Origin of the sequence: Marinovum sp. 2_MG-2023, from assembly GCF_030548265.1 — a bacterium.
Lineage (GTDB): Bacteria > Pseudomonadota > Alphaproteobacteria > Rhodobacterales > Rhodobacteraceae > Marinovum.
This window is the reverse complement of sequence record NZ_JAUOSD010000003.1, coordinates 91,655-115,800: the sequence shown is the minus strand read 5'-3', so window position 1 is coordinate 115,800 and position 24,146 is coordinate 91,655. Positions and strand designations below refer to the sequence as shown.

The window sequence follows — 24,146 nt, the reverse complement described above, 5'->3', positions numbered from 1 at the left end:
ACATGCCCGGATTGATCAAAGGTCCTGCCCTGTTTCTGGCCCAGTTTGCCGGGGACGAAGCCCCGTTCAACAGCCTTGAAAACATCACCGAATGGGCCGCTGGCCTTGGCTACAAGGGTGTGCAGATCCCGACCTTTGACGCCCGATTGTTTGATCTAGACAAGGCTTTCGAAAGCGACGCCTATTGCGACGAGGTCAAGGGCATCTGCGCCGATGCCGGTGTCGAAATCACCGAGCTTTCGACCCATTTGCAGGGCCAGCTTGTCGCCGTGCATCCGGCCTATGACGAAGCCTTTGACGCCTTTGCGCCGCCTTCGGTGCATAAAAACCCCAAGGCGCGTCAGGCCTGGGCCGTGGATCAGATGAAAAAGACCGCCGTGGTCGCCCGCAAGCTGGGGCTGGATACCACGGTCAGCTTTACCGGTTCGCTGGCCTTCCCCTATCTCTACCCCTGGCCGCAGCGCCCCGCCGGATTGATCGAGGAGGCTTTTGGCGAATTGGCCCGCCGCTGGACGCCGATCTTTGACGCTTACGAGGATCAGGGCGTTGATATCGGGTTCGAAATCCACCCCGGCGAAGATGTCTTTGACGGCGTCACATTCGAAATGTTTCTGGAGGCCGCGAACAACCACCCGCGCTGCCAGATCAACTATGACCCCAGCCACTTTCTGTTGCAGCAGATGGATTACCTGTCCTTCATCGACATCTATCACGAACGGATCTGCGCCTTTCACGTCAAGGACGCAGAGTTCAATCCCGATGGGCGTCAGGGGGTCTATTCCGGCTATCAGGGGTGGTTGGGGCGTGCGGGCCGTTTCCGCAGCCTTGGCGATGGCCAGGTTGATTTTGGCGGGATCTTCTCCAAAATGGCGCAACATGGCTATGACAGCTGGGCCGTGCTGGAATGGGAATGCTGCCTGAAATCACCGGAACAGGGCGCCGCCGAAGGTGCGCCGTTCATCGCCAAACACATCATCGAAGTCACCGACAAGGCATTTGACGATTTTGCCGGTGGTGAAACCGACCGCGCACAATTGCGCCGTATGTTGGGAGTAGAAGAATGAAAAAGCTTCGTCTGGGAATGGTCGGTGGCGGCCAGGGGGCCTTTATCGGCGGCGTGCATCGCATTGCATCGCGGATTGACGGTCAATGGGATCTGGTGGCTGGCGCGCTTAGCTCCGACGCCGATCGCGCCCATGCGTCTGCGGCGGAAATCGGCATCGCGTCGGACCGCAGCTATGCAGATTACAACGAAATGGCAGCGGCGGAATCCGCGCGCGAGGACGGTATTGACGCCGTGGCCATCGTCACGCCCAACCATCTGCATGCCGGCCCTGCCATCGCGTTCCTGCGTGCCGGGATTCATGTAATCTGTGACAAACCGCTGAGCTTTTCGGTCGAGGATGGCGAAGCCGTCGCTGCCGCCGTGGCCGAGACCGGCAAACAGTTCATTTTGACCCACAATTACACCGGTTATCCGTTGGTGCGGCAAGCGCGCGAAATGGTCCAGCGTGGCGATCTGGGCGACATTCGCGTGATCAATGTCGAATATGTTCAGGATTGGCTGGCGGAAGAGGTCCACAACAAACAGGCGGATTGGCGCGCCGATCCCGCCCGCAATGGCGCTGGCGGCGGCATTGCCGATATCGGCACCCATGCCTTTAACCTTGCCAATTACATCAGCGGGCTAGAGGTCAAATCCCTGTCTGCGGACCTTGTGGCATTTGTCCCCGGCCGTCAGATTGACGACAATGCGCATGTGATGCTGCGCTATGAGGGGGGCGCCAAGGGAATGCTTTGGGCGTCGCAGGTGGCTGTGGGCAACGAAAACGCGCTGCGGCTGCGCATCCATGGCTCCAAGGGCGGCATCGAATGGGCGCAGGAAAACCCCAATACCATGACCTTTACCCGCTTTGGCGAACCGAAACAGATCATGACCCGCGCCGGTTCAGGCGCCACAGCGGCAGGTCAGCGAAATGTGCGTGTGCCGCCCGGCCATCCCGAAGGCTATCTCGAAGGGTTTGCCACGATCTATACCGAAGCCGCCAGCCTGATACGCGCCGCCCAGTCCGGGACAGCGGCCCCCAAAGAGGTTCATACCCCCAACATCGCCGACGGGGTGAAAGGCATGCGTTTCATTGCCGCCTGCGTCGCGTCATCGGCCAATGATGCGGCCTGGACCGCGCTGTAAGGAACCAGGACAAGCGGGCGATTGCAGAACGTGATCGCCCGCTTGCCAATACGTCTGTACGTTTTGCCCTTCAGACCGGTGAAACTGCACGCCTTTCAGCACACGCATTTCAGTACATGCCCTCTTCAGAACATGCCGTTATCATGTGCGCTGGTCTTCGGCAGTTCCTGAAGCACATCCCAGTGTTCCACCACCTTGCCGTTTTCATCCAACCGGAAAATATCAATTCCGGCGTATTCCAATCCCTCTGGCCAGATCTGATGGCAATGCAGGATCACATGGTCGCCCTCGGCAAAGGCGTGCTTCACCTCAACCCGTTTGCCGGGGTATTCTGCGGCCATACGTTCGAAATATGCGATGAAGCCTGCGGCGCCATTGGCGACATGCGGATTGTGTTGAATGTACTCTGCCCCGGCATAGGTTTCGATGGCCTCACGCGGACGGCAATCGTTGAACATCATTTCATAGAACGCGATGACATTGGCCTTGTTGGTGGCAAGATCGGGCATGGATGCGGCTTTCGTATTGCGCCGTGTCGGCGGGGGGCTTCTGTGGGTTGGCACAAATAGGGCTTGGTCGCCTCCCCATTGTCAACGCGCACGCCGCGAACGATCCCCCAAAAGCCACCGCAAAAGCGACGACACACTCTGCGACAAATTGCTTTGTGCGCCCTTGCCACCACCGGGGATCTGTCCGACAAACGCCGCCGAAGATTGGACAGGCGAACGCGAAAACCGGGATACTAGAACGCCAGGTTTTCAGGTCATATTAGGCAAAGGGGAATTACCAATTGACAGACATAGCTAGCTGGATCGCGGTCGATTGGGGCACCTCGAATATGCGTGCCTGGGTGATCGGGCCGGACGACACTGTGATCGCAACACCGACCTCTGATCAGGGGATGGGTGTCCTGACCCGCGAAGGATTTGAACCGGCGCTGCTGGATCTGGTCGGCTCTTACCTGCCGCAATCCGGCAAGGTGCCGGTCATTGCCTGCGGCATGGTCGGCGCGCGTCAGGGCTGGATCGAAGCGCCCTATGTGGCGACCCCCTGCACCGCCCCCGGCCTGGCCGAAGCGGCGCGCCCGGAGGTCAGCGATCCCCGTCTTGATGTGCGTATCCTGCCGGGTGTGAAACAGATGGACCCGCCGGATGTGATGCGCGGCGAAGAGACCCAGATCGCCGGTTTCCTGGCGGACAACCCGGATTTCGACGGTGTTCTGTGCCTGCCCGGCACCCATACCAAATGGGTGCATGTCAGCGCGCGCGAGATGGTCAGTTTCCGCACCTTCATGACCGGCGAACTTTTTGCCCTGTTGTCGCGCCATTCCGTGCTGCGCTTCTCGGTCGGCGGTGACGGCTGGGACGATGCGGCGTTTCGTGACGGCGTGAACGACGCATTGTCGTCGCCGCAAAACCTGACCACCTGGTTGTTCTCGTTGCGGGCTGGCACATTGGTCAATGATACCCCCGCAGACGTCTCGCGGGCGCGCCTGTCCGGCATGTTGCTGGGATTGGAACTGGCGGGTTCACGCGCCTATTGGCTGGGCCGCGACATCGCGATTGTCGGCGACCCGAAACTGACCGCGCTGTATCGCGCGGCACTGGACATGGCGGGCGCCCCTGCCCGCGAATTGGTGGGCGACGATATCGCGCTTGCCGGATTGAAAGCCGCATTTAAGGAGTCTGACACATGAGCCGCGAAATCATCGCCATTCTACGGGGTGTCACCCCGGACGAAGTTCTCGACATTGGCCGCGCATTGGTTGACGCGGGCATCGACCGCATCGAAGTGCCGCTGAATTCACCCGATCCGATCACTTCAATCGGGATTCTGGCCAAAGAGCTGGCCGGTCAGGCCACCGTGGGTGCCGGCACCGTTCTGAAACCGGAACAGGTGGATCAAATCCATGGCGTCGGCGGCACATTGGTGGTCTCGCCCGATTGCAACCCGGATGTGATCGACCGGACCAAGGCGCTTGGCATGTTGTCCTATCCCGGCGTGATCAGCCCGACGGAATGTTTCACCGCTCTGCGCCATGGCGCGGATGGATTGAAATTCTTCCCGGCCTTTCTGGTGCAACCTGCGGGTCTGGCGGCCATTTCGGCCGTGCTGCCCACAGGGACCAAAACCTATGCCGTTGGCGGTGCCGGACCTGACAGTTTCGCAGAGTGGTTTGCGGCGGGTGTCACCGGCTTCGGCATCGGCTCTGGCGTGTACAAGCCAGGGTTCACCGCATCCGATGTGCGCGCAAAAGCAGAGGAAATCGTCGCGGCCTATGACGCGACCAAAGGATGACCAACGCCGCGCATTTCGCCAATATGCCGGATGGCACCCCCGTCGCGCAGATCACTCTGCGCGGCGGCGGGCTGACGGCCCGGGTCTTGACCCATGGCGCGCGAATTCAGGATCTGCGGCTGGACGGGGTCGCCCATCCGCTGGTTCTGGGCAGTTCGGATTTTGCCCCCTATCTGGATGACATGCTCTATTTCGGTGCCATCGTCGGCCGGTTTGCCAATCGGATCGCCGGCGGGGCCTTTGTGATCGACGGCACGCCCCATCAGGTGGATCGCAATTTCCTTGGCAAACATTGCCTGCATGGCGGCAGTGACGGCACCGCATCGCGGGTGTGGGAGGTGGCTGCGCTCAAGGAAGATGCAGTTGAATTGCGTCTGGATCTGGCTGATGGCGAGATGGGATTTCCCGGCGCAATGCAGGTGATGGCGACAATCGCCCTGCCCGGTGATGGTGTCCTAGCGATGGATATCCGCGCGACGAGTGATGCCGCGACGCCCTGTTCCTTTGCCCATCATGGCTATTTCAATCTGGATGGCAGCGCCGATATCGCGGACCATCTGTTGCAGGTCGCGGCAGAGACCTATCTGCCGGTCGACGCCGAAATGATCCCGCTGGGCGCGCCCGATGCACTGGCCGGAACCGCGTTTGATTTCCGCGCTGCACGGGCGCTTGGCCACAGCCAGGTTGACCATAATTTCTGTCTGGCCACGGCCCGGCGCACCTGTCACCCGGTTGCCAATTTGACCGGCGCGACATCCGGCGTGAAAATGCGGGTGGAAACCACCGAACCGGGATTGCAGGTCTATGGCGCGGCGACCTTTCCCGCCGCAGGTCTGAGCGGGTTTGACGGGCGGCGCTATGGCCCGCACGCCGGGTTGGCATTGGAAACCCAAAGCTGGCCCGATGCGCCAAACCGGCCCACCTATCCCGACACGATCCTGCGCCCGGGTGAGAGCTATCACCATCAGGTGCGGTATGTCTTTGACCGGTCAGAGACCGCCAGCGCCTAGCGGTCCGCTATGCATTTTGGGTCTGCCCCCGCGGCAGGCCCAGCCAACCGGCAAGGCGCGCGGCCAATTCTGACCGCTGTTGTTACGCCCAGTTTGTTCCCCCCCCTAGTTTATCCCCCCTGTTTACCCCTCCTGTTCATCCCCCTATCGGCCCGTCCGCCGACATGTCGGCATTCCAAATTTCGGGGCGATGGTCGGGTGCTGGTGGGGCGCGGGTATTGTACCCCCCGCTTCATTTCTTGTATGGGGCTTTGGTATGACCAAATTGGACAGCCTGTGACCCACCCCCTTGCCACGATCCACCCCCCTGATCGGGGGCTGCACGCATGATCAATGCGGCCACGATGGCATTTCGGGCAAGGTCAGCCGCTGCCACCACACTGGCGCCGACACCCGCCCAATTGATCCAATACGCCCCATGACCCCCACTTTCGGAGACCAAAGATGCCTGCCCAACCGCTGAAGATTGCCTGTATTGGCGAAGTGATGATTGAACTTGTCGCCGAAGGCGTCGACCGCGCGGAGATCAATGTCGCAGGTGACAGCTATAACACCGCCGTCTATCTGGCGCGGATGTTGCCCGAGGCCGAGGTCTCATTTGTCACGGCTTTGGGCACGGATCGGTTCTCGGATCGCATTATCGACCATATGCAGGCGCATGGCGTTGGCACCGGCCTGATCGAACGGCGCGACGACAAATCGCCGGGTCTCTATGCGATTGAAACCGATGCCAGCGGCGAACGCAGCTTTACCTATTGGCGCTCGGACAGCGCGGCGCGCACGCTCTTTACCGAACCATGTGTGGTCGGGCTGGATCGGCTGGCGGCGATGGATGTGATCCTTGTGACCGGAATTTCCATGGCGATCCTGCCGCCGGACAGCCGGGCGCGGTTGATCTCGGCGCTCGATGATCTGCGCACAAAGGGCGTGCGGCTGGTCTATGACAGCAACTACCGCCCCGCCCTGTGGGACAGTCAGGACACCGCGCGCCAGATCAACCGGGACATGTGGCATCGAACCGATATTGCCCTGCCGTCGGTGGATGATGAAATGGCAATTTTCGGCGATGCCACACCAGAGGCGGTGCTGACACGGTTGCGCAGCTATGGTTGTGAGGATGGCGCATTAAAACGCGGTGCCGAAGGACCGGCCAGCCTTGATCCCTCTGTCATCCCGCCACGGTTTGAACCCGCGACCTCCGTTGTCGACACCACCGCCGCAGGCGACAGTTTCAATGCCGGTTTTCTGGCCGCTCGCCTGTCTGGGGGCGATCTGATCCGGTCCATGCAATCCGGTCATGATCTGGCGAGCAAGGTCATTGGCGCAAAAGGGGCGATTGTTGCCACCTGAGGCCGGGGGCCGGCGGGGACCATGCCGCCATCGTTCGAAAAATCGGATTGCCGCTTGCCCAACCCCGCCTGCCCCTGCCAAATAGCGCCATACGCTGGTCGATGGACCAAACTGCATTCCGCCCCGTCTTTGGTCTGCGCCCCGTGCGCCCCAAAGACGCCCCCAAACTTTGACAACAGGCAGTCACGTGAAAACGATTTATCTTCTCAACGGCCCCAACCTGAACCTTCTGGGCAAACGCCAGCCACAGATTTATGGCCATGAAACGCTGGACGACGTGTTGAAACTTTGCACCTCTGCCTGTGCCGAAGGCTTTGACGTGCAATTGTTCCAATCCAATCACGAAGGTCAGATCATCGACTGGATTCATCAGGCCCGCGAAACCACCGCCGGCATCGTGATCAATCCCGGCGCTTTCACCCATACGTCGGTGGCGATCCTGGATGCGTTGAACACCTATGATCCGCCGGTGATCGAAGTGCATATCAGCCAGGTCCATAAACGCGAGTCGTTCCGCCATCATTCCTATGTCTCGCTGCGCGCCGACGCGGTGATCGCCGGATTGGGCACCGAAGGCTATGCCGCTGCGGTGCGCCGTGTCTGTCAGCTGGATTTCAGCCCGGCCACATAAGCCCACCGCCCGACTACCGCCAAAGTCCCGCCCATCAAACGACGCAGAGGAGAGCGCCAATGAATTTGCCCAAAAATGCCTTCAAGGCCGCATTGAAAGAAGGGCGACGCCAGATCGGGATCTGGAACACAATTCCCAACAACGGGGTTGTCGAATTGCTTGCAGGATGCGGCTATGACTGGATCCTGATCGACACCGAACATTCGGCCATGGGGCCAGAGGACACAGTGTCCCTGATGCAGGCGGCGTCGGCCTATCCGGTCACGACAATCGTGCGCCCCGGCTGGAACAACCCGGTCGAAATCAAGAAGCTGCTGGATTGCGGCGCGCAAAGCCTGTTGATCCCATATGTTCAGAACGCAGAAGAGGCACGCGCCGCCGTGGCCGCTGTGCGCTATCCGCCCGAAGGCATTCGCGGCGTGGCCGGCGCCACCCGTGCCACCCGTTATGGCGCGGTCAAAGACTATGCCAAACACGCGCATGAGGAAATTTGCCTGTTGGTACAATGCGAAACCCAAGAGGCGCTGGAACAGATCGAAGCCATTGCAGCGGTCGAAGGTGTTGACGGTATCTTCATCGGGCCGGCCGATCTCGCCGCCTCCATGGGGTATCTGGGCGAGCCGTCCCACCCAGAGGTCAAGGCCGCCATCCTGGATGCGACACGCCGGATCAAGGCCGCGGGCCTGCCCCCCGGAATCCTGTCCTTGGATCAACCATTGTTGCGAGAGGCCGCCGAAGCCGGCAGCCAGTTCATTGCGGTGGATGTGGACGGTATTACACTGCGCCAGGGTGCAGCGGCACGTGCCGCAGAATGGGCGTCTTAGGGTCAAGACCCGCAACATCTTGACCAGCGCACCTGCGCTGGTCGAGCTTGGATCTATGGGGCGCCAACGACAGCCCCCTTTCCTTGCCATCGACAAACCGCAATACTTTCATTGGTCCGGCAAGGAGGATGAAAGATGAAAATTGCAGTGATGGGCGCAGGCGCGCTGGGGGGATATTTCGGCGGGCGATTGGCGCAGGCCGGGCATGACGTCACCCTGATTGCACGCGGGGCGCATCTGGCGGCGCTGCGCGACAATGGATTGATCATCAACAGCCCCAAGGGCGATGCGCATCTGAAAGACATCCGCGCGACCGCGACACCCGGCGACGTCGGTCAGGTCGATGTGATCCTGTTCATGGTCAAGAACATCGACGTGGAAACCGCCGCAACCGCGATCAAGCCGATGATCGCGGCCGACACCATGGTGGTCACCTGCCAGAACGGCATCACCGCATGGGAGCGGCTGGCGGCCATTATCGGCAAGCAACATGTCGTGCCCGGCGTCGCCCGCATTCCCGGTGCGATCACCGCGCCGGGGGTCATCACCCATTCCGCCCCGCTGGATATGCTGACCTTTGGCGAACCCGAGGGCGGCACGACGCGCCGGTGTGAGGATCTGCGTGATGCACTGGCCGAGGCCGGGACCTCGCCTGTGCTGCATGACAATATTCTGACCGATCTCTGGATGAAATTTTGCAGCCAATCCACCCTGGCCTCGATGACCACGTTAACCCGGCTGGACATTGGCCCCTTGCGCAACAATCCGGCCTCCTGGGCGCTGTTTCAGGCCGCCGTGCAAGAGGCCTTTGACGTGGCCAAGGCCGTGCGCCCGGACATGCCGGATGGGGCGCTCGACACCATGCGGGGGTTTGTGGCGCAATTGCCGGACACGATGCATGCCTCGATGCTGGACGACCTGCGCAACGGCAAACCGCTGGAACATGAATATCTGAGCGGCGATCTGGTGCGATTGGGCGAAAAGCACGGCGTGCCAACCCCGATACATTCGGTGCTTTACGCCGCCCTTCGCCCCATCGCAGATCCGCTTTTGCCCAAGGGCTAGACCGCCCGGACCTTATGCGTCGCGGTCCATGATCCATTGCACCGCCGGATCGGCCTGAAACCGCCATTTGCGCAACGGGCCGGCCATGACGTTGAGGTAATACATCTCAAACCCATAAGGCGCGCCGCAGGGGTGATGCCCGCGCGGCACCAGCACCACGTCACCGTCCTTGACCGCCATCGTCTCGTCCAGGGTGCCATCCTCGGTATAGACCCGCTGGATGCCAAAGCCGTTCGCCGGGTTCAGCCGGTGATAATAGGTCTCTTCGAGATAGGTGATATCGGGATAATCGTCGACGTCATGGCGGTGGCTGGGATAGGACGACCAATTGCCATCGGGTGTGAAGACCTCGGTCACCAAAAGGCTGTCACAGTAATCTTCGCCTTCCATCGCGATATTGTTGATGTGGCGGGTATTGTTGCCCTTGCCCCGCTGGGTCAGGGTGATGCCGTCCGGGCCAATCCGGCGCGCTGCATGCCCGCCCTTGCCCGGCGCGGCACAGACCGCCACGGTGCAATCGGTTTCGGCCACCAATGACCACTCCTGATCATTCGGCACATAGAGACAATGCGGCGGGGTTTTCTCAAACACATTCATCCGCTCGCCCAGCACACCCCAATCCTGCCCCGCAGCGGTGATCGCGGCCTTGCCTTCGACCATGACAAGGATCACCTCGGTGTCGCCCGTCGCCTCTGCCGCGGTTTCGCCCGCGCGCAAATGATAGAGCGCGAAGCCGACATAGCGCCAACCGGCATTTGCCGGGGTGATGTCATGTACCTTGCCGTGGGTGCCAAAGGGTTTGCGCAGAAGTTCGGGCATGTCGTATCCTCTTTTGGTTTCAGGCGCGCCGACGCGCCGCATGTCTATCCAGTGCCGCGTTGAAATCCGCAGGCCCTGTCCCATCGGCAAGGGCGCGGGCAAAAAGCGCCGCCATGGTTTCCGGTGCCAGCCCGCCGGTTGGCGGATCACTGTCGAGATTGGTGGGAAAGGAATAGCCCTCGGCCGCAGCCGCAATCGCCGCCGCGCTTTCCACGTCGCTTAACGCCCCTGTCGCGCGCAAATTCTGAACCACCGGATAAAGCGCGCGGCACATGCCGTCGCGGTCGATCACCTCCATCGCGCGACCAAAGGGCGACGAGATCTGCAACAGATTGGCCATGCGGTGAATATCCGTGCTGCGGTTTTCGCCGGCCCCGTGGAACAATGCCGGGTTGAAGAACAGCGCATCCCCCTTTGCCAGCGGCAGTTGCACATAATGTTGTTCAAAGAATTCGCTGAAGGCCGGTTGGCGATAAGCCAGATACCCGGGGCGGTACAATTGCGAGAACGGCAGCAATTTCGTCGGCCCGCTGTCCACCGGCATGTCGCAATGTGCCACGGCCCCCTGCAACGTCAGAACCGGGGAAAGATCATGCATATGGGCGGGATATTGCAGGGCCACATCCCCGGTCTGGAACCCGAGGTGATAGTCGCGATGCGCCGTTTGTGCGCCGCCGCCGGGGCGGACCAGATTGACCTGCGCCGACATCTGGTATCCGGCACCCAACCAGGCCTCGCAGACCGCCGCAATTGCATCATTGCCAAAGTAGCGGGCAAAGACCTCTGGTGCGGCCTGACACAGCTTTTGCAGCGAATTCCAGATCCGGTCATTCGCGCCCTTGGCGGCAAAATGATCGGATTTGCCACCGCTTGCGGCCCGTTCGTCGGCAATGATTGCCTCATAGACCTTGGTCGCGGCATCAATTGGCGCGCTGTCCGCATAGGCCCCGCGCAAGACAAGCACACCGGACAGCGCCCCCAATACATGTGCCCATTCGCCCTTTAGCGCCATCCGCCCCTCGGGATCGCCCAGCGCCGCGCCCAAAGCGGCCATGTCGTAGATCGGAACATTTGACACAATATCGGCGACCTGCGGCACATCTTCCGGCGGCAACACCCGGCCCGTCAGCTGCGCAAAATCGTCGATGTTACAGTCGCCTGCGTCGAAATAGACCCTGTGTTTCATGCGATACCTCCCAATATCTGCAGATCCTCAGCCCCGCCCGGCGATCTCCAACCCGGCCTTGGCGCAGGTCGCAACAATCGTGTCATACCCCAGTTTGGAATAAACTTTCGGGTTGGCCTTGGCCGGGTCTTGTTCGGCCTCGACCACAATCCAGCCATCGTAATCCATCGCCGCCAGCCGGTTGGCCACGGATTGAAAATCAATAACGCCTTCAGGGTCGCCCGGCACGGTGAACGCCCCGGCGATCACCCCATCCAGAAAGCTTTTGTTACCGGCGCGGATCGCGCGGACCACGGGATCGCGCACATCCTTGAAATGCACATGTTTCACCCGGTCACCCCATCTGTCGAGCGTGCCGAGGACATCCGCACCGCCAAAATGCAAATGCCCGGTGTCGTACAGCAATGTGACCTCGGGCGATGCCCCCTGCATCAGCGCATCAATGTCGTCCTGATCTTCGATCATGCTGCCCATATGGTGGTGATAGGCTAGGACCATGCCCTGATCCGCCATCCATTTCGCCACTTCGCTGAGCTTCGCGCCATAGGCCATGACCTCGTCCCGGCCGAGCTTGGGGCGGTTGTTCACCGGGGTGGCGATGTCGCCCTGTACCGTATTCGAACATTCCGCATAGACCAGACAGGGCGAATCCAGCGCCACGAACTGAGCAACCTGCGCCTTGATCGCCGCGATCTCCTCCTCCACGGAATTGACCATCAGATTGCCGCTGCACCAACCGCCGCAAAGCGCAATGTCATTGGCCTCCAGATAGCTGCGCAGACCGTCGGTGTCCTGCGGCATCCGTCGGCCCCGTTCAACACCGGTATAGCCGATTTCGCGCGACTCGCGCAGCGCCTGTTCCATGGTGAAATCAGCGGTCAGATCCGGCAAATCATCGTTCTGCCAGGCAATGGGGGAAATCCCGATTTTGATGCTCATCGCTTAATCCGCCCGTTGGGTTTTCTTCTGAATGTCGAAGCTGGCACGCGCCGCATTGACCGCGTCGCGTTCAGATACTTCCGGCACGCCGACCTCCCACCAGGTGCCGCCATGTTCGGTGCTGGGATAGGGGTCGGTGTCGATCACGATCACATAGGGCCCTTTCACCGCATGACGTTTGGCCAATGCGCTTTCCAGCTCGTCAATCGAGCCGACCTTGACCGATGTGGCCCCCATCGACGCCGCATGGGCGGCAAAGTCGATGGCAGAGGGTTGCGCCTGAATCGTGTGTTGCAGAAGATTGTTGAACTCTGCCCCGCCTGTGCCCATTTGCAGCCGGTTGATACAGCCAAATCCGCGGTTGTCGGTGATCACAACGGTAAAGCTGATCCCCATCATCGCGGCGGTGGCCATTTCCGAATTCGCCATCATATAGGTGCCGTCCCCGGTAAAGCAGACCACATCGCGTTCGGGCTGGGCCATTTTGATGCCCATGGCGCCGGCAATCTCGTAGCCCATGCAGCTAAAGCCGTATTCCATGTGATAAGACCCGGGTTTTCCCGATTTCCACAATTTGTGCAGCTCACCCGGCATGGTGCCGGCGGCGCACATTACGACGGTTTCATCGGTGGCGGCGCGTTGCACCGCGCCCACGACCTGCATATCCGTGGCCAGCGCGTTCGGGTTGTTGTGTGCCCCGACCGCTTCGTTGCTTGAGGGGGTATCTGGCGCGGCGGTCAGCGGGTCGACCAAGGCAAACCAATCCTCTTTCAGCCCGTCGATGCGGCCCGGCGATTTGTACCCCGCCAGCTGCGCCCCCAATTCCACAAGGCCGACACGCGCATCGGACTGAAGCGGCGCGGCCCCGTGTTTCATCGCATCATAGGCCGCAACGTTGAGTGAGATCAGCCTGCGGTGCGGGTTGGCGAACAAGCCCCAGGACCCGGTGGTGAAATCCTGAAACCTTGTGCCAACGCCAATGACGACATCCGCCTCGGCGCAGACGGTATTGGCCGCTGTGCCCCCCGTGACACCAATCGGGCCAAGGTTCAGCTGATGATCCCATGGCAGGGCGGATTTCCCGGCCTGCGTTTCGACCACCGGGATATGATGCGTGGTGGCAAAGTCTGCCAGCGCCTCGGTGGCATCGGAATAATGTACACCCCCGCCCGCGACGATCACCGGGCGGCGCGCGGCGCGAATGATCTCTGCAACCTCGGCCAATTCATGCGCATCCGGGCGCATCCGGCGTTGCCGCCAGATCTTGGGCGCAAAGAAGCTTTCGGGATAATCGAATGCCTCGGCCTGAACATCCTGACAAAAGGCCAGCGTGACAGGCCCGCATTCTGCCGGGTCGGTCATGGTGCGAAAGGCGCGCGGCAATGCTGTGAGCAAATGCTCGGGTCTGGTGATGCGGTCGAAATAACGGCTGACCGGTTTGAAGGTGTCGTTGACCGTGACAGTGCCGTCGCCCCAATCCTCGATCTGTTGCAAGACCGGATCGGGGCCGCGATTGGCAAAGACATCGCCGGGGATAAGCAGCACGGGAATACGGTTCACATGCGCCAATGCGGCCGCCGTCACCATATTGGCCGCGCCCGGACCAATAGAGGAGGTGACCGCCATCGCCTTTTTGCGCCCGCTCTGCTTGGCATAGGCAATCGCCGCATGGGCCATTGTCTGTTCATTGTGGCCGCGCCATGTGGGAAAGCGGTCTTTGGCACCTTGCAGCGCCTCACCGATGCCCGCCACATTGCCATGGCCGAAAATTGCCCAGCAGCCCTCGATGAAACGTTCGGGTTTTTGCCCTACCGCTTCGCTGCTTGAGGGCGCAGCTTCAGTCATCTGCGCCTCGATATAGCGCACCATCGCCTGCGCGGCGGTCAGTCTGATTGTTCCGGTCATGTCATGTCCTCCCCTGCCCGCGTCAGCTGCGCGCGCTTTTCTTGGCGTTGTCCCAATGGTCACAGAGCCGCGCGAAATTACCCGCCATGGTGTCGATGGCATCGGCATCGCTAAGCGCGCCTTTCATCCATTTTACGGCGCTTTCGGCAAAGATCGTCCGCCCGACGGCAAACCCTTTGACCAGCGGATATTGCGCCGCGATCCGGAAACTGGCCGCCAGTTTGCCTTCGCTTTCGCCAAGCCCCAGAATCACGATCCCCCGCGTGTTGGCGTCGTTTTTCACAATAGTATCACAGGTGATGGTCCAGGCCTCCGGCGTCAGCATCGGCTCCAGCTTCCACCAATCGGGATAGATCCCAAGGTCATAGAACCGCTGGATCACCCGCGCGGTTGTGTCGTCTTCTACGGGGCCGCATTTCGACGGGATCACCTCGAGCAGAAACTCCAGATCATTGCGGCGACAGGCATGGAACAGGCGCAGCACGGTTTGTTCGTGGCTGGCCCACATCGCGTCATCATCGTCGGGATGGGCAAAGCACAGGACCTTGACCACCTGATCGCGCGGCCATTCAACCAGCCCGCCAAAATCCGGCCCGATTTCCGGTTCCAGAACAAGCGGACGCGACCCCGGCCATTCAACCGGACGCCCGACCCAAAGCCCGGTTCCGGCGGTTTGATAGAGCGCATCCCGCCCCAGACGACCATCGCAAAGCAGACCATAGCCCGGCTGATCGCCCGCCACCTTTTGGGTGGCCGCAAGACAGAGCTGCTTGAACTGGCCGATCTTTTCCTTGGTCGCGCCGTCCAGATCCTCCAGCTGCATGCGGTGATCATAGGCAAAGATGCGGATATTGGACCAATCGGCCTTGCGGTTGGTGGCCCAATGCACCTGCTCCAGCTCGGCATCATGACGCAATGCCGGATTATTAATACCGCGATCAAAGAAGAACTGCATCTCCTCCCAACTGGGATAGGCCGGGGTGCAGCCATGGCGCGACACCGCAAAGGCGCCACAGGCATTGGCGTATTTCAGCGCAGTGGGCCAGTTTTCACCGTCCAGCCACCCCTTGAGCAGACCGGACATGAAACCATCGCCGGCCCCCAGCACATTGAACACCTCGATCGGAAAACCGGGGCCGGCCTCGCCATCATCGAGATTGTCGGGAATATCACCGGTAAAGGCCACCGCCCCCGCCGCGCCACGTTTGCACACCAGCGTCGCGCCCGAAACCGCACGCACCGCCCGCAACGCGGCAATGGTATCGGTGGTGCCGCCCGCAATGTGGAATTCTTCCTCGGTCCCGACGATCAGGTCAAACAGATGCAATGTCGATTGCAGCTTGGCGGTGACGGCGGCGCTTTCGACAAAGCGGCTCTCGCCATCGCCATGGCCCGCCACACCCCAAAGGTTCGGGCGGTAATCAATATCCAACGCGGTCTGCATCCCCGCATCGCGGGCGATGTTCAGCGCCTTGAGCGTCGCGGCCTCGACCTGAGGGTTGCTGAGATGCGTGCCGGTCGACACAACGGCGCGCGCCTCGCGGATGAAATCCGGGTCGATGTCAGCCTCGGTCAGGCCCATGTCGGCACAGTTTTCGCGGTAGAAGATCAGCGGGAATTGTTCCTGATCGCGGATGCCCAACAGCACCAGCGCGGTCAGCCGCTCCGGGTCGGTTTTCACGCCCCGTACATCGACGCCTTCGCGCACCAGCTCTTCGCGGATGAAGCGCCCCATATGTTCGTCACCCACCCCGGTGATCAGCGCCGACTTCAGGCCCAACCGCGCCGTGCCAGCCGCGATATTGGTGGGCGAGCCGCCGATGTATTTGTCAAACGACCGCATGTCCTCCAGCCGCCCGCCAATCTGGGCACCGTACAGGTCGACCGACGACCGCCCAATGGTGATCAGGTCCAGCGCCTTGGTCATTGCGCCGCTCCCAGTATTTCGGCCAAAGCCACCGGAGCGCCAATTGCCCTGGATTTGGTTGCGGCCTCGGCCATGGCCAGCGCGGCAACCCCGTCCGCCAGATCGACCGGCAGCGCGCCGCCGCCTGTCACCGCCGTCACAAAGGCATCCCATTCCGCCACATAGGCCGGCATGTAGCGTTCCAGAAAGAAATAGGTGGGTTTGGCCCCGGTTACGCCCGCCGTGGTCGATTTCACCACGGTGTTTTCCAGCATGTTCTGCGCCTGTAGCAAACCGTCCGAGCCCAACAATTCAACCCGCTGATCATAGCCATAGACCGCACGCCGCGAATTCTTGATCACCGCGATGCGCCCATCACCATAGGTCAGGGTGACAACGGCCGTATCGACATCCCCCGCCGCACCAATCGCCGGATCGACAACTGATGTGCCAACCGCGCTGATGGTGACCGGCGCATCGCCCATCAGGAAATTCGCCATGTCGAAATCATGGATCATCATGTCGCGGAACAGCCCGCCGGACACCTTGATATAGCTGACCGGCGGCGGCGCCGGATCGAAAGAGGTGATCGACAACAGCTCGGCCTTGCCGATCTCGCCCGCGTCCAATGCGGTTTTCAACGCGCCAAAGTTGGGATCGAACCGCCGGTTGAACCCGATCATCACCGGCATGCCGCTGTCCCTGGTGGCCGCCAGACAGGCCTGCGCACGCGCCAGCGAAAGATCGACCGGCTTTTCGCACAACACCGCCTTGCCCGCCGCAGTGGCCGCTTCGATCAGGTCGGAATGGGTGTCGGTCGAGGTGGCGATCAAAACGGCGTCAATCGCAGGATCTGCTATGATCTCCTCGGAACTGCGCGCATCACAGTTAAATTCAGCCGCCAGCCTGTCGGCGTTTTCCGTGAAAACATCCGACACCGCAACAAGCGTGCTGCCGCCATGCGCCGTAATGGCGCGCGCATGCACATTGCCAATCCGCCCCGCCCCCAAAAGACCGACTTTCAACATCCTGCTCTCCCTGCGAATCTGACGTGACTGGCGGCAAGATGGCAAACCCTGCACGCGCGTGCAAGGTTAAGTTGCACGCGCGTGCAGAATGTGGTTACCTATGCCCGCAACCCAAGGAACGCAGCGTGCCGCACAAATCTGATCCCCCAACAAGTGACGCCGCCGCCCGGGTGCCAAACAGACGTGTGAACCCCAATGGACCGGTGACGGCCGATGATGTCGCCGAGATCGCAGGCGTGTCGCGCTGGACCGTGACCCGCGCCTTCAAGATGAATGCATCCGTGTCGGAAAAGACCCGTGCCAAGGTGATGAAGGCGGCCGAGCAACTGGGATATGTGCCCGATCTTCTGGCCTCGTCCCTGGCGTCGGAACGGTCCAACCTGGTGGCGGTTCTGGTGGATGATTTCAACAATCCGCACAAGCTGGTGATGCTGGAACGGCTGACCGCAGTGATGCGCCGGGCCGGGATCGACACGCTTCTGGTCAATACGCTTGGCACCGAAGACGCGCCCACCGCGCTGCTGAATGCCAGCCAGCGGCGGGTCGATGCGGCGGTGCTGATCGGGGTGAATTTTGATGACACGATCCTGCACACCGCGCTTGGCGCGCGCCGGGTCAAGAAACTGATCCTGTTTGCCCGCGCTTCGGGCAATGCCGATACCATTTCGATCTGTGTTGATGATGTGGTCGCGATGCGCAGCATCACCGATTACGTGATTTCACGCGGCTATCGGCGGCCCTTGTTTCTGGCCGGGCCCAACACCGGATCGGCGCATGTGTTCCGCAAGGAAACCTTTGTCGCGCTGTGGCAGGAACGTTTTGGTACAGCGCCCGAAGTGGCCGATGTCGGGTCTTATGATCCGACACGCGCCTATCAGGTTGTGACCGAGACCCTGCGATCGCGGCCACGCCCGACCCTGCCGGATGTGATTGTCGCCGAAAACGACGCGATGGCGATTGGCGCAATGGATGCGGTGCGCCATGAATTGGGCCTGTCGGTGCCGGGGGACATTGCGATCACCGGCTTTGACGATGTGCCCTTGGCGGGCACGCCAATCTATGACCTGACCACCTATCGCCAGCCCATGACCGAAATGGCCGAGGCGCTGGTCCAGGTGGTGCAGAACCAGCGCGGCGATCTGGCGCTTCAGGCCTTTACCGGCCAGCTCATCCCGCGGTCCAGCGCCTGAGCCCCATCACGCCACCATATCCACAAGCACCGCGCCCTTGCGATGCCGCCCCTCTACATGCGCATGGGCGGCGCGAATATCGCTAAGCGCAAAGCGACGGTCGACCACCGGGCGCAACTGCCCGTCCGTGACCCAGCGGCCCAGGACCGCAAGATCCGCTTTGGTATCGCCGCTGACCCCGATGCGCACCCGCCGCCCGCCGAACAGCGCACTGACAAGCGCCTGGCGGATTTCACGCAGGCCAAAGTTCAACGGCACAAAGACGCCCTTGGCTGTCAGCAGATGTTTGATTTGGCCAAAACTGACCACGCCCACGGTATCAATCACACTGTCAAACCGTGTCGCCAAAGCGCCCAGATCCTGTTGACGGTAATCGACAAATTCCACCGCCCCCAGATCGCGCACCAATGCTTCGTTCCCGCCAGAGGCAACGCCGGTCACCTCTGCCCCCATGATCCGGGCGATCTGCACCGCATAGGCCCCCACACCGCCCGAAGCGCCGATGATCAGCACCTTTTGCCCCGGCTTGACCCGGGCATAATCGCGCAGGAACACCAGCGCCGACACTCCACCAAACGGCAGGGCCGCCGCATCGCGCAGCTCCAGCCCCTTTGGCACAGGCAGGACCGCGCCATCGGCACGCACCACCAGATATTCCGCATGGGCGCCGGACATGACAAACCCGAACACCGCCTGACCTTCTCCGAAATCGCTCACGCCCTCGCCCAGCGCCACAACATGGCCGGCAAATTCGCTGCCCAGCACCGGCTGGCGCGGGCGGCGCAGCCCAAACATCAACCGCCCCGGCACCGCCAGAACACCGGGAAAGGCCGCCGCGCGCAGCCGCCAATCCGCGGTTGTCACGCTGCCATGGGCCACTTTCACCAAAATTTCACCCGGGCCGGGCGCGGGGCGCGGGCGATCCGCGATGCTGACCACATTGCTGTCACCGTATTCAAAATACACTGCCGCTTTCATCGCCGGCCTCCTGTTTCAAACCTTCTGATTGCGGCAAAGATAGCCCTGTGTCGGCATCATAGGAATTGACCAATCCAGCAGGGCTGGTATGCGGTTTCGCATGGATTGGCGCAGCATCAAATTCGATTGGAACCGCGCGCGGGCGTTCCTTGTCACCGCCGAGGAAGGGTCGCTTTCGGCTGCGGCCCGCGCCCTTGGCATGGCTCAGCCGACATTGGGGCGGCAGGTCAACGCGCTGGAAGACGAGCTTGGCGTCGCGCTGTTCGAACGCACCGGGCGCGGATTGGAGCTGACGCCCTCGGGGTTGGAATTGATCGACCACGTGCGCGCGATGGGCGACGCCGCGACCCAGGTGTCGCTGGCGGCCTCTGGCCAAAGTCAGGTGATCGCCGGTCAGGTCACCATCACCGCATCCGAGATCTATGCCGCCTATCTTCTGCCGCCGGTGATTGCCGAATTGCGCGACACCGCGCCGGGTCTGGACATTGAAATTTCCGCAACCAATGCCGTGACCGATCTGCGCCGCCGCGAGGCGGATGTCGCCATTCGCAACACCGAACCGGAAGATCCGGTTCTGATCGGGAAACGGATCGCCAATGACACCGGTTGGTTTTATGCCTCCGACGCCTATCTGGCACGGCGCGGCACACCACAGGGTCTTGACGATCTGGCCGGGCATGATTTCGTGGCAATGGATACGGCGGATCAGATGATTGCGGCCTTTGCCGGCTTTGACATCCACCTGACGCGCGAGATGCTGACCATTCGCAGCGACAACCATCTGGTGCATTGGCAATTGGCGACCCAGGGCGTGGCGATTGGCATTGCGCCGGATTTCCTTGGCCAATCGACACCGGGGATGGAGCGGCTTCTGCCGGGCTTTGGCCCGATCACCTATCCGGTGTGGCTGGTGGCCCACCGCGAAGTGCAATCATCCCGCCGCATTCGATTGGTCTGGGACACACTGGAACGGCATTTGCGGGCGCGTCTGGCGTCCGGAGACGAATTTGACCAAACCTGACAGGAGCATTTGATGTTTGCCCGCTATGCGCTCTACTTCACCCCGACCGGTCCCCTGGCCGAGGTTTTGGCCGACTGGTTGGGCTGGGATCCCATCACCGGCACCGCGCGCAGCCACCCGGATCTGGCGAACCTGCCGCGCCCGGTGGCAGAGCTGACCGAACGTCCGCGCAAATACGGCGCGCATGCCACGCTCAAACCGCCGTTTCATTTGGCCACCGGTCCAGATGCCCAAGACGCCGAGGCGCTGGAAGCCGCAGTCGCGGCCTTCGCGGCCACCCGGGCGCCTGTTGCCCTCGACGGGTTGGCGATCACCCGCATTGGCAGCTTTCTGGCGCTGACCCCCGTGGGCGACACCGCCGCCCTGTCAGATCTGGCCGCAGATTGCGTGCGCCACTTTGACGACTTTCGCGCGCCGCCCAATGCCGACGAACTGGCCCGCCGTCGGCAAACCCGGCTCAGCCCGACCCAGGAAAGCAATCTGGCCGCCTGGGGATACCCCTATGTGATGGATGATTTCCGCTTTCATATCACGTTGACCGGCCCCCTGCGGCGGGATGAGATCGACGCAACTACAGCGGCCCTGACCACGCATCTAACCCCACATTTGACCGCGCCGTTTCAGATTGACGCGCTGTCGCTGCTTGGTGGTGACCGCGAAACAGGGCGGTTTCACATGATCCGGCGTGCGCAATTGACAGGATAAAAGGTCAACGCCGCGCCGCAGCACATAGATTCCGCGTGAAGTCCATGGAAATTAACCTAAATTCACGCAATTTCCGACAATCTGTCACCTTGCCGAAACAATGCGCTCCTAGCTTCGGGTCTACCAGGAACCGCGAGCAGGTCCATGTCCGTTCTTTCTTTTCCCGTGCGTCTTACCGGCGCCCGTATCTTACATGACTCAGGGTTGGAAGATCATGCCCTGACCATTGCCGATGGACACATCAGCAATGGCCCCGCGCGTGAGATCGACATGACCGGGTATGATATTCTGCCGGGGATTGTCGACCTTCACGCCCGCGCGCCGGTGTCCAACAGCCTGCCCAATCTGCCAGAGGTCGAACGTGACCTTCTGTCCCGGGGCATCACCACCGGGTGGCTGGCACAGGACTGGGGCTGGCAAGGCGGGGCCAAAAGCCCGGATTTCGCCGAGGCCCTGCTGTTGGGGATGGCATCTTATCAGGCGCGCATGACCTGTGATCTTCGCATCATGTTGCGCAGTGACATCCATATGATGGACAGCGAACACCGGTTCCTGACGCTGCTGCGCCAGTATGACATTAATGCTGTGCTGTTTGTCGATCACGTCAACACCCCGGCCCTGCCGTCGGACGATGAATTGCGCCGCATTGCCGAAGGTCTGCGCGCCCGTGGCGATGAGGTGCATCGCCACCTGTGCAATCTGGCGCATGCCTTTGACGTGCTGAACGTCCGCTCCGGCAGCTACGGCGACCGCGACGGCCAGAGCCGCGAGCGGCTGGCGATGATGGGTGCCAAAATTTGTGCCGCGCCAGAGGCGGTAGGCGCGGCGGCGGTGGCACGGGCCTGGGGCGATCCGGTGCTGATGCCGGCGCGCGGCGTGATGAGCGGCCCGGACCAGCCGGGCGCGCCAGTGGCACGTGACATGATCACCGGCGGCATGTGTGATGCGTTGATTTCAGACGGCGCCCCCGAGGCGATGCACCGCGCCGCGCTGCATCTGTGGGACACCGGCACCCTGCCTTTGGCCGGGGCCTGGTCCCTGATTTCCGCCCGCCCGGCCCAGACCATGGGATTGCAGGATCGCGGGGTTCTTGTACCTGGGGCGCGGGCCGATCTGGTGGTGCTGCACCGAGCCAGCCGCCGCATCGCCGCCACCATGGCGCAGGGCCGCTGGGTCTGGCGCGCGCCCGACATTGCGCCATCCTGCATCGCCCCGTCCTGTATTGCCCCGTCCTGCATTGCCCCGTCCTGCATTGCCCCCACCAACATTGCGCCGCCAAATCGCGACGTCTGGTTTGGGGCGGTCCCGAACCTGCGCCGCGCCGTTGACCCGATCGGCCCTGTTGCTGTCACACCGGCACCGGACGACACCCCCGCACCCGGCGAAACACAGCCAATTACGGAATAAGCACGCCGTTGCGCGCCACCACAATCGTATCGCGGGCGAGGTCGTCATAGGTGATGTGAATGCGGATCTTGTCCACAGTTTGCAGACCAAAGGACACATACGGCAGACCATCCGCCGGCAACAACGCGTTCGGCGCGCCGGTATCCTCATGGCAATCGGGCAGCGCAAACGCCTCAACCGGGCCATCGTTGATCGCATATTCCAGACCAATCAACCCGCAACGCCAGCTGAGCAGATGGGTAAAATACACCAGATCGCGCCCCTCATATTCGCGCACCGCAACCCAATTGGCCTTGGTCGCGTTCAGGATCGGGCGCACCTCTGTTGCGGTGGTAAAGCGCCCGGTGGGTTCCTGCGGTTCGGCCACAGGTTCCGGGGCCGTGATCGCGGCGCTTTCGGCCGGGTCCACCCGGTTTCCGCCATCCGCGTCACCCCCCGGAGTGTCACCCGCCCCCGGACCGGAACCGCCATTGGCCAGCAGCGCAATCAAGACCAGAATGAAATGCATGTCTTTTCCCCCGAATTATTGAATCCAATATGGCATTGCGACCCATTCGACAGGAATGCAGACTGCACAGGTCAGACTCGGCACCAACCTGTGACCAAGCGCCTTTAGACCCGCGCCATTCCCGCCTATAGTCGACAACAAAAGACCCAAAAGCAACCAGGGGCAGCCAGGCAATGACAATGCAACCTATCGCAGATACGCCGTTCAACATCGTAATCGTCGGCCAATCCGGCCGTCTGCAATATGAGGCGCTGTTGTTCGCGGCCTCGTTTCGCTACTACAACCGCGGCTTTCGCGGGCGGCTTTTCCTCGCCGAACCGCAACCCGGTCCGCTCTGGCCCAACAACCCCCGCATCAAGAACGAAGACCTTCGCAACCTGTTGGTCGAATTTGGTGTCGAATTCCTGCCGTTCGAAAACCGGCATTTCGGCCATGACTACCCCTATGGCAACAAGATCGAGGCCCTTGCCGCCCTGCCCGAGGGTGAGCCGTTTGTGTTTTTTGACACCGACACCCTGATCACCGGCGATCTGCGCGAGGTGCCGTTCGACTTTGACCGCCCCACCGCATCCATGCGTCGCGAAGGCACCTGGCCGAAAATCGAACTCTACGGCCCCGGCTATTCGGCGATCTGGAAATCGCTTTATGACCGCTTTGGTCTGGATTTCCAAAGCTCGCTCGACCTGGGGCAACCGGATGAATATTGGCAACGCTATCTCTATTTCAACGCCGGTTTCTTCTTTTACAAATGCCCAAAATTGTTTGGCGAGCGGTTTCTGGAATATGCGCTGACCATCCGCGACGATCCCCCGGCGGAACTGGTGTGCCAGACCATGGATCCCTGGCTGGATCAGGTGGCGCTGCCGCTGGTCATTCATTCCTTTGGCGGCGGGCGCGACACCCTTCCGGCGGGAATGCTGGATGGCAGCCATTCGTGTCATTATCGTTTTCTGCCAATGCTTTACGCCCGCGAGGGTCAACATGTTCTTGACACGATCGACATTATCACCGGACCGCATAAGGTCAAAAAACGGCTGAAGGAATATGAACCCGCCCTGCGAATGATCTATCAGGGGCGCGGCCAAAAGGTGCGCGATCTGTTTGATCAGAATGATCTGCCCAAACGGGAACAGGCAATCCGCAACAAGATCCGGCGCGAAGGTTTCTGGATGCGCTAGGGCAATT

23 protein-coding genes are annotated in these 24,146 nt (G+C 61.4%); 14 read left to right on the top strand and 9 right to left on the bottom strand.

All coding sequences use genetic code 11. The features are described 5' to 3' along the window. The first annotated feature begins 2 nt into the window (after positions 1 to 2). Together Q4577_RS05175 and Q4577_RS05170 are read left to right on the top strand one after the other, a co-directional pair. Complete coding sequence (locus Q4577_RS05175) at positions 3 to 1,064, top strand: sugar phosphate isomerase/epimerase (protein ID WP_303471647.1); 1,062 nt, start codon at positions 3 to 5, stop codon at positions 1,062 to 1,064. Further along, entirely contained in the window at positions 1,061 to 2,191 is a 1,131-nt protein-coding gene (locus Q4577_RS05170) for a Gfo/Idh/MocA family protein (protein WP_303471649.1), read from the top strand. The genes Q4577_RS05175 and Q4577_RS05170 overlap by 4 nt, the downstream gene beginning before the upstream one ends. A gap of 125 nt (positions 2,192 to 2,316) precedes the next feature. Here the strand turns inward: Q4577_RS05170 and Q4577_RS05165 are convergent, their stop codons facing one another. After that, complete coding sequence (locus Q4577_RS05165; protein WP_303471651.1) at positions 2,317 to 2,700, bottom strand: nuclear transport factor 2 family protein; 384 nt, start codon at positions 2,698 to 2,700, stop codon at positions 2,317 to 2,319. Positions 2,701 to 2,981: 281 nt separating this feature from the next. Here Q4577_RS05165 and Q4577_RS05160 point away from each other — a divergent pair, with 281 nt between their 5' ends. From Q4577_RS05160 to Q4577_RS05130, 7 genes are all read left to right on the top strand, one after another. Further along, positions 2,982 to 3,887 carry a 2-dehydro-3-deoxygalactonokinase gene (locus Q4577_RS05160; RefSeq protein ID WP_303471653.1) on the top strand — a complete coding sequence of 302 codons (906 nt, stop codon included), beginning with the start codon at positions 2,982 to 2,984 and terminating at the stop codon, positions 3,885 to 3,887. Beyond that, positions 3,884 to 4,489: a 2-dehydro-3-deoxy-6-phosphogalactonate aldolase gene (locus Q4577_RS05155; RefSeq protein ID WP_244687246.1), complete on the top strand. Its 606-nt coding sequence runs from the start codon at positions 3,884 to 3,886 to the stop codon at positions 4,487 to 4,489. Before Q4577_RS05160 ends, Q4577_RS05155 begins: the two co-directional genes overlap by 4 nt. After that, positions 4,486 to 5,499 (top strand): aldose epimerase family protein, encoded by a 1,014-nt coding sequence (locus tag Q4577_RS05150; RefSeq protein WP_303471656.1) that lies wholly within the window; start codon positions 4,486 to 4,488, stop codon positions 5,497 to 5,499. Before Q4577_RS05155 ends, Q4577_RS05150 begins: the two co-directional genes overlap by 4 nt. A 444-nt stretch (positions 5,500 to 5,943) precedes the next feature. Continuing rightward, entirely contained in the window at positions 5,944 to 6,849 is a 906-nt protein-coding gene (locus Q4577_RS05145; RefSeq protein WP_303469879.1) for a sugar kinase, read from the top strand. Between the two features lie 187 nt (positions 6,850 to 7,036). Continuing rightward, positions 7,037 to 7,480, top strand: a complete 444-nt coding sequence (gene aroQ / locus Q4577_RS05140) for a type II 3-dehydroquinate dehydratase (protein WP_303469881.1) — start codon at positions 7,037 to 7,039, stop codon at positions 7,478 to 7,480. A gap of 59 nt (positions 7,481 to 7,539) precedes the next feature. After that, the gene (locus tag Q4577_RS05135) at positions 7,540 to 8,304 is read left to right on the top strand and encodes an HpcH/HpaI aldolase/citrate lyase family protein (RefSeq protein WP_303469882.1); all 765 of its coding nucleotides are present in this window, start codon (positions 7,540 to 7,542) and stop codon (positions 8,302 to 8,304) included. Positions 8,305 to 8,439: 135 nt separating this feature from the next. Beyond that, on the top strand, positions 8,440 to 9,369 hold the full coding sequence (locus Q4577_RS05130) for a ketopantoate reductase family protein (protein ID WP_303469883.1): 930 nt from the start codon (positions 8,440 to 8,442) through the stop codon (positions 9,367 to 9,369). A 12-nt stretch (positions 9,370 to 9,381) separates the two neighbouring features. On the opposite strand, the gene iolB is transcribed toward Q4577_RS05130, so the two are convergent. Genes iolB through iolG form a run of 6 tightly spaced genes read right to left on the bottom strand, consistent with a single transcriptional unit; the run spans position 9,382 to position 17,152 of the window. After that, positions 9,382 to 10,188 carry a 5-deoxy-glucuronate isomerase gene (iolB, locus tag Q4577_RS05125; RefSeq protein ID WP_244687255.1) on the bottom strand — a complete coding sequence of 269 codons (807 nt, stop codon included), beginning with the start codon at positions 10,186 to 10,188 and terminating at the stop codon, positions 9,382 to 9,384. A gap of 19 nt (positions 10,189 to 10,207) precedes the next feature. Beyond that, a complete protein-coding gene (locus Q4577_RS05120; RefSeq protein WP_303469884.1) occupies positions 10,208 to 11,374 on the bottom strand; it encodes a phytanoyl-CoA dioxygenase family protein in 1,167 nt (388 codons plus the stop codon). Between the two features lie 27 nt (positions 11,375 to 11,401). After that, positions 11,402 to 12,313 (bottom strand): myo-inosose-2 dehydratase, encoded by a 912-nt coding sequence (iolE, locus tag Q4577_RS05115; protein ID WP_303469886.1) that lies wholly within the window; start codon positions 12,311 to 12,313, stop codon positions 11,402 to 11,404. Positions 12,314 to 12,316: 3 nt separating this feature from the next. Next, positions 12,317 to 14,218, bottom strand: a complete 1,902-nt coding sequence (iolD, locus tag Q4577_RS05110; RefSeq protein ID WP_303469887.1) for a 3D-(3,5/4)-trihydroxycyclohexane-1,2-dione acylhydrolase (decyclizing) — start codon at positions 14,216 to 14,218, stop codon at positions 12,317 to 12,319. Positions 14,219 to 14,240: 22 nt separating this feature from the next. Beyond that, positions 14,241 to 16,145 (bottom strand): 5-dehydro-2-deoxygluconokinase, encoded by a 1,905-nt coding sequence (iolC, locus tag Q4577_RS05105; protein ID WP_303469889.1) that lies wholly within the window; start codon positions 16,143 to 16,145, stop codon positions 14,241 to 14,243. Then, complete coding sequence (iolG, locus tag Q4577_RS05100; RefSeq protein ID WP_303469891.1) at positions 16,142 to 17,152, bottom strand: inositol 2-dehydrogenase; 1,011 nt, start codon at positions 17,150 to 17,152, stop codon at positions 16,142 to 16,144. Before iolG ends, iolC begins: the two co-directional genes overlap by 4 nt. A gap of 125 nt (positions 17,153 to 17,277) precedes the next feature. Here iolG and Q4577_RS05095 point away from each other — a divergent pair, with 125 nt between their 5' ends. Further along, positions 17,278 to 18,342, top strand: a complete 1,065-nt coding sequence (locus Q4577_RS05095) for a LacI family DNA-binding transcriptional regulator (protein WP_244687268.1) — start codon at positions 17,278 to 17,280, stop codon at positions 18,340 to 18,342. A gap of 6 nt (positions 18,343 to 18,348) precedes the next feature. Here the strand turns inward: Q4577_RS05095 and Q4577_RS05090 are convergent, their stop codons facing one another. Beyond that, complete coding sequence (locus tag Q4577_RS05090) at positions 18,349 to 19,320, bottom strand: NAD(P)-dependent alcohol dehydrogenase (protein WP_303469894.1); 972 nt, start codon at positions 19,318 to 19,320, stop codon at positions 18,349 to 18,351. Positions 19,321 to 19,408: 88 nt separating this feature from the next. On the opposite strand from Q4577_RS05090, the gene Q4577_RS05085 reads away from it, so the two are divergent. The 3 genes from Q4577_RS05085 (at position 19,409) to Q4577_RS05075 (ending at position 22,453) form a co-directional block, all read left to right on the top strand. Then, on the top strand, positions 19,409 to 20,341 hold the full coding sequence (locus Q4577_RS05085; RefSeq protein WP_244687274.1) for a LysR family transcriptional regulator: 933 nt from the start codon (positions 19,409 to 19,411) through the stop codon (positions 20,339 to 20,341). Positions 20,342 to 20,353: 12 nt separating this feature from the next. Further along, positions 20,354 to 21,046 (top strand): DUF1045 domain-containing protein, encoded by a 693-nt coding sequence (locus tag Q4577_RS05080; RefSeq protein ID WP_303469896.1) that lies wholly within the window; start codon positions 20,354 to 20,356, stop codon positions 21,044 to 21,046. 144 nt (positions 21,047 to 21,190) lie between these two features. Further along, positions 21,191 to 22,453 carry an amidohydrolase family protein gene (locus tag Q4577_RS05075; protein ID WP_303469898.1) on the top strand — a complete coding sequence of 421 codons (1,263 nt, stop codon included), beginning with the start codon at positions 21,191 to 21,193 and terminating at the stop codon, positions 22,451 to 22,453. Here the strand turns inward: Q4577_RS05075 and Q4577_RS05070 are convergent. Continuing rightward, on the bottom strand, positions 22,443 to 22,961 hold the full coding sequence (locus tag Q4577_RS05070) for a hypothetical protein (RefSeq protein WP_303469900.1): 519 nt from the start codon (positions 22,959 to 22,961) through the stop codon (positions 22,443 to 22,445). The two genes, Q4577_RS05075 and Q4577_RS05070, sit on opposite strands and share 11 nt — an antisense overlap. Before the next feature lie 179 nt (positions 22,962 to 23,140). Between Q4577_RS05070 and Q4577_RS05065 the strand changes: the two genes are divergently transcribed. Next, entirely contained in the window at positions 23,141 to 24,139 is a 999-nt protein-coding gene (locus tag Q4577_RS05065; RefSeq protein WP_244687282.1) for a hypothetical protein, read from the top strand. Positions 24,140 to 24,146: the final 7 nt, after the last annotated feature.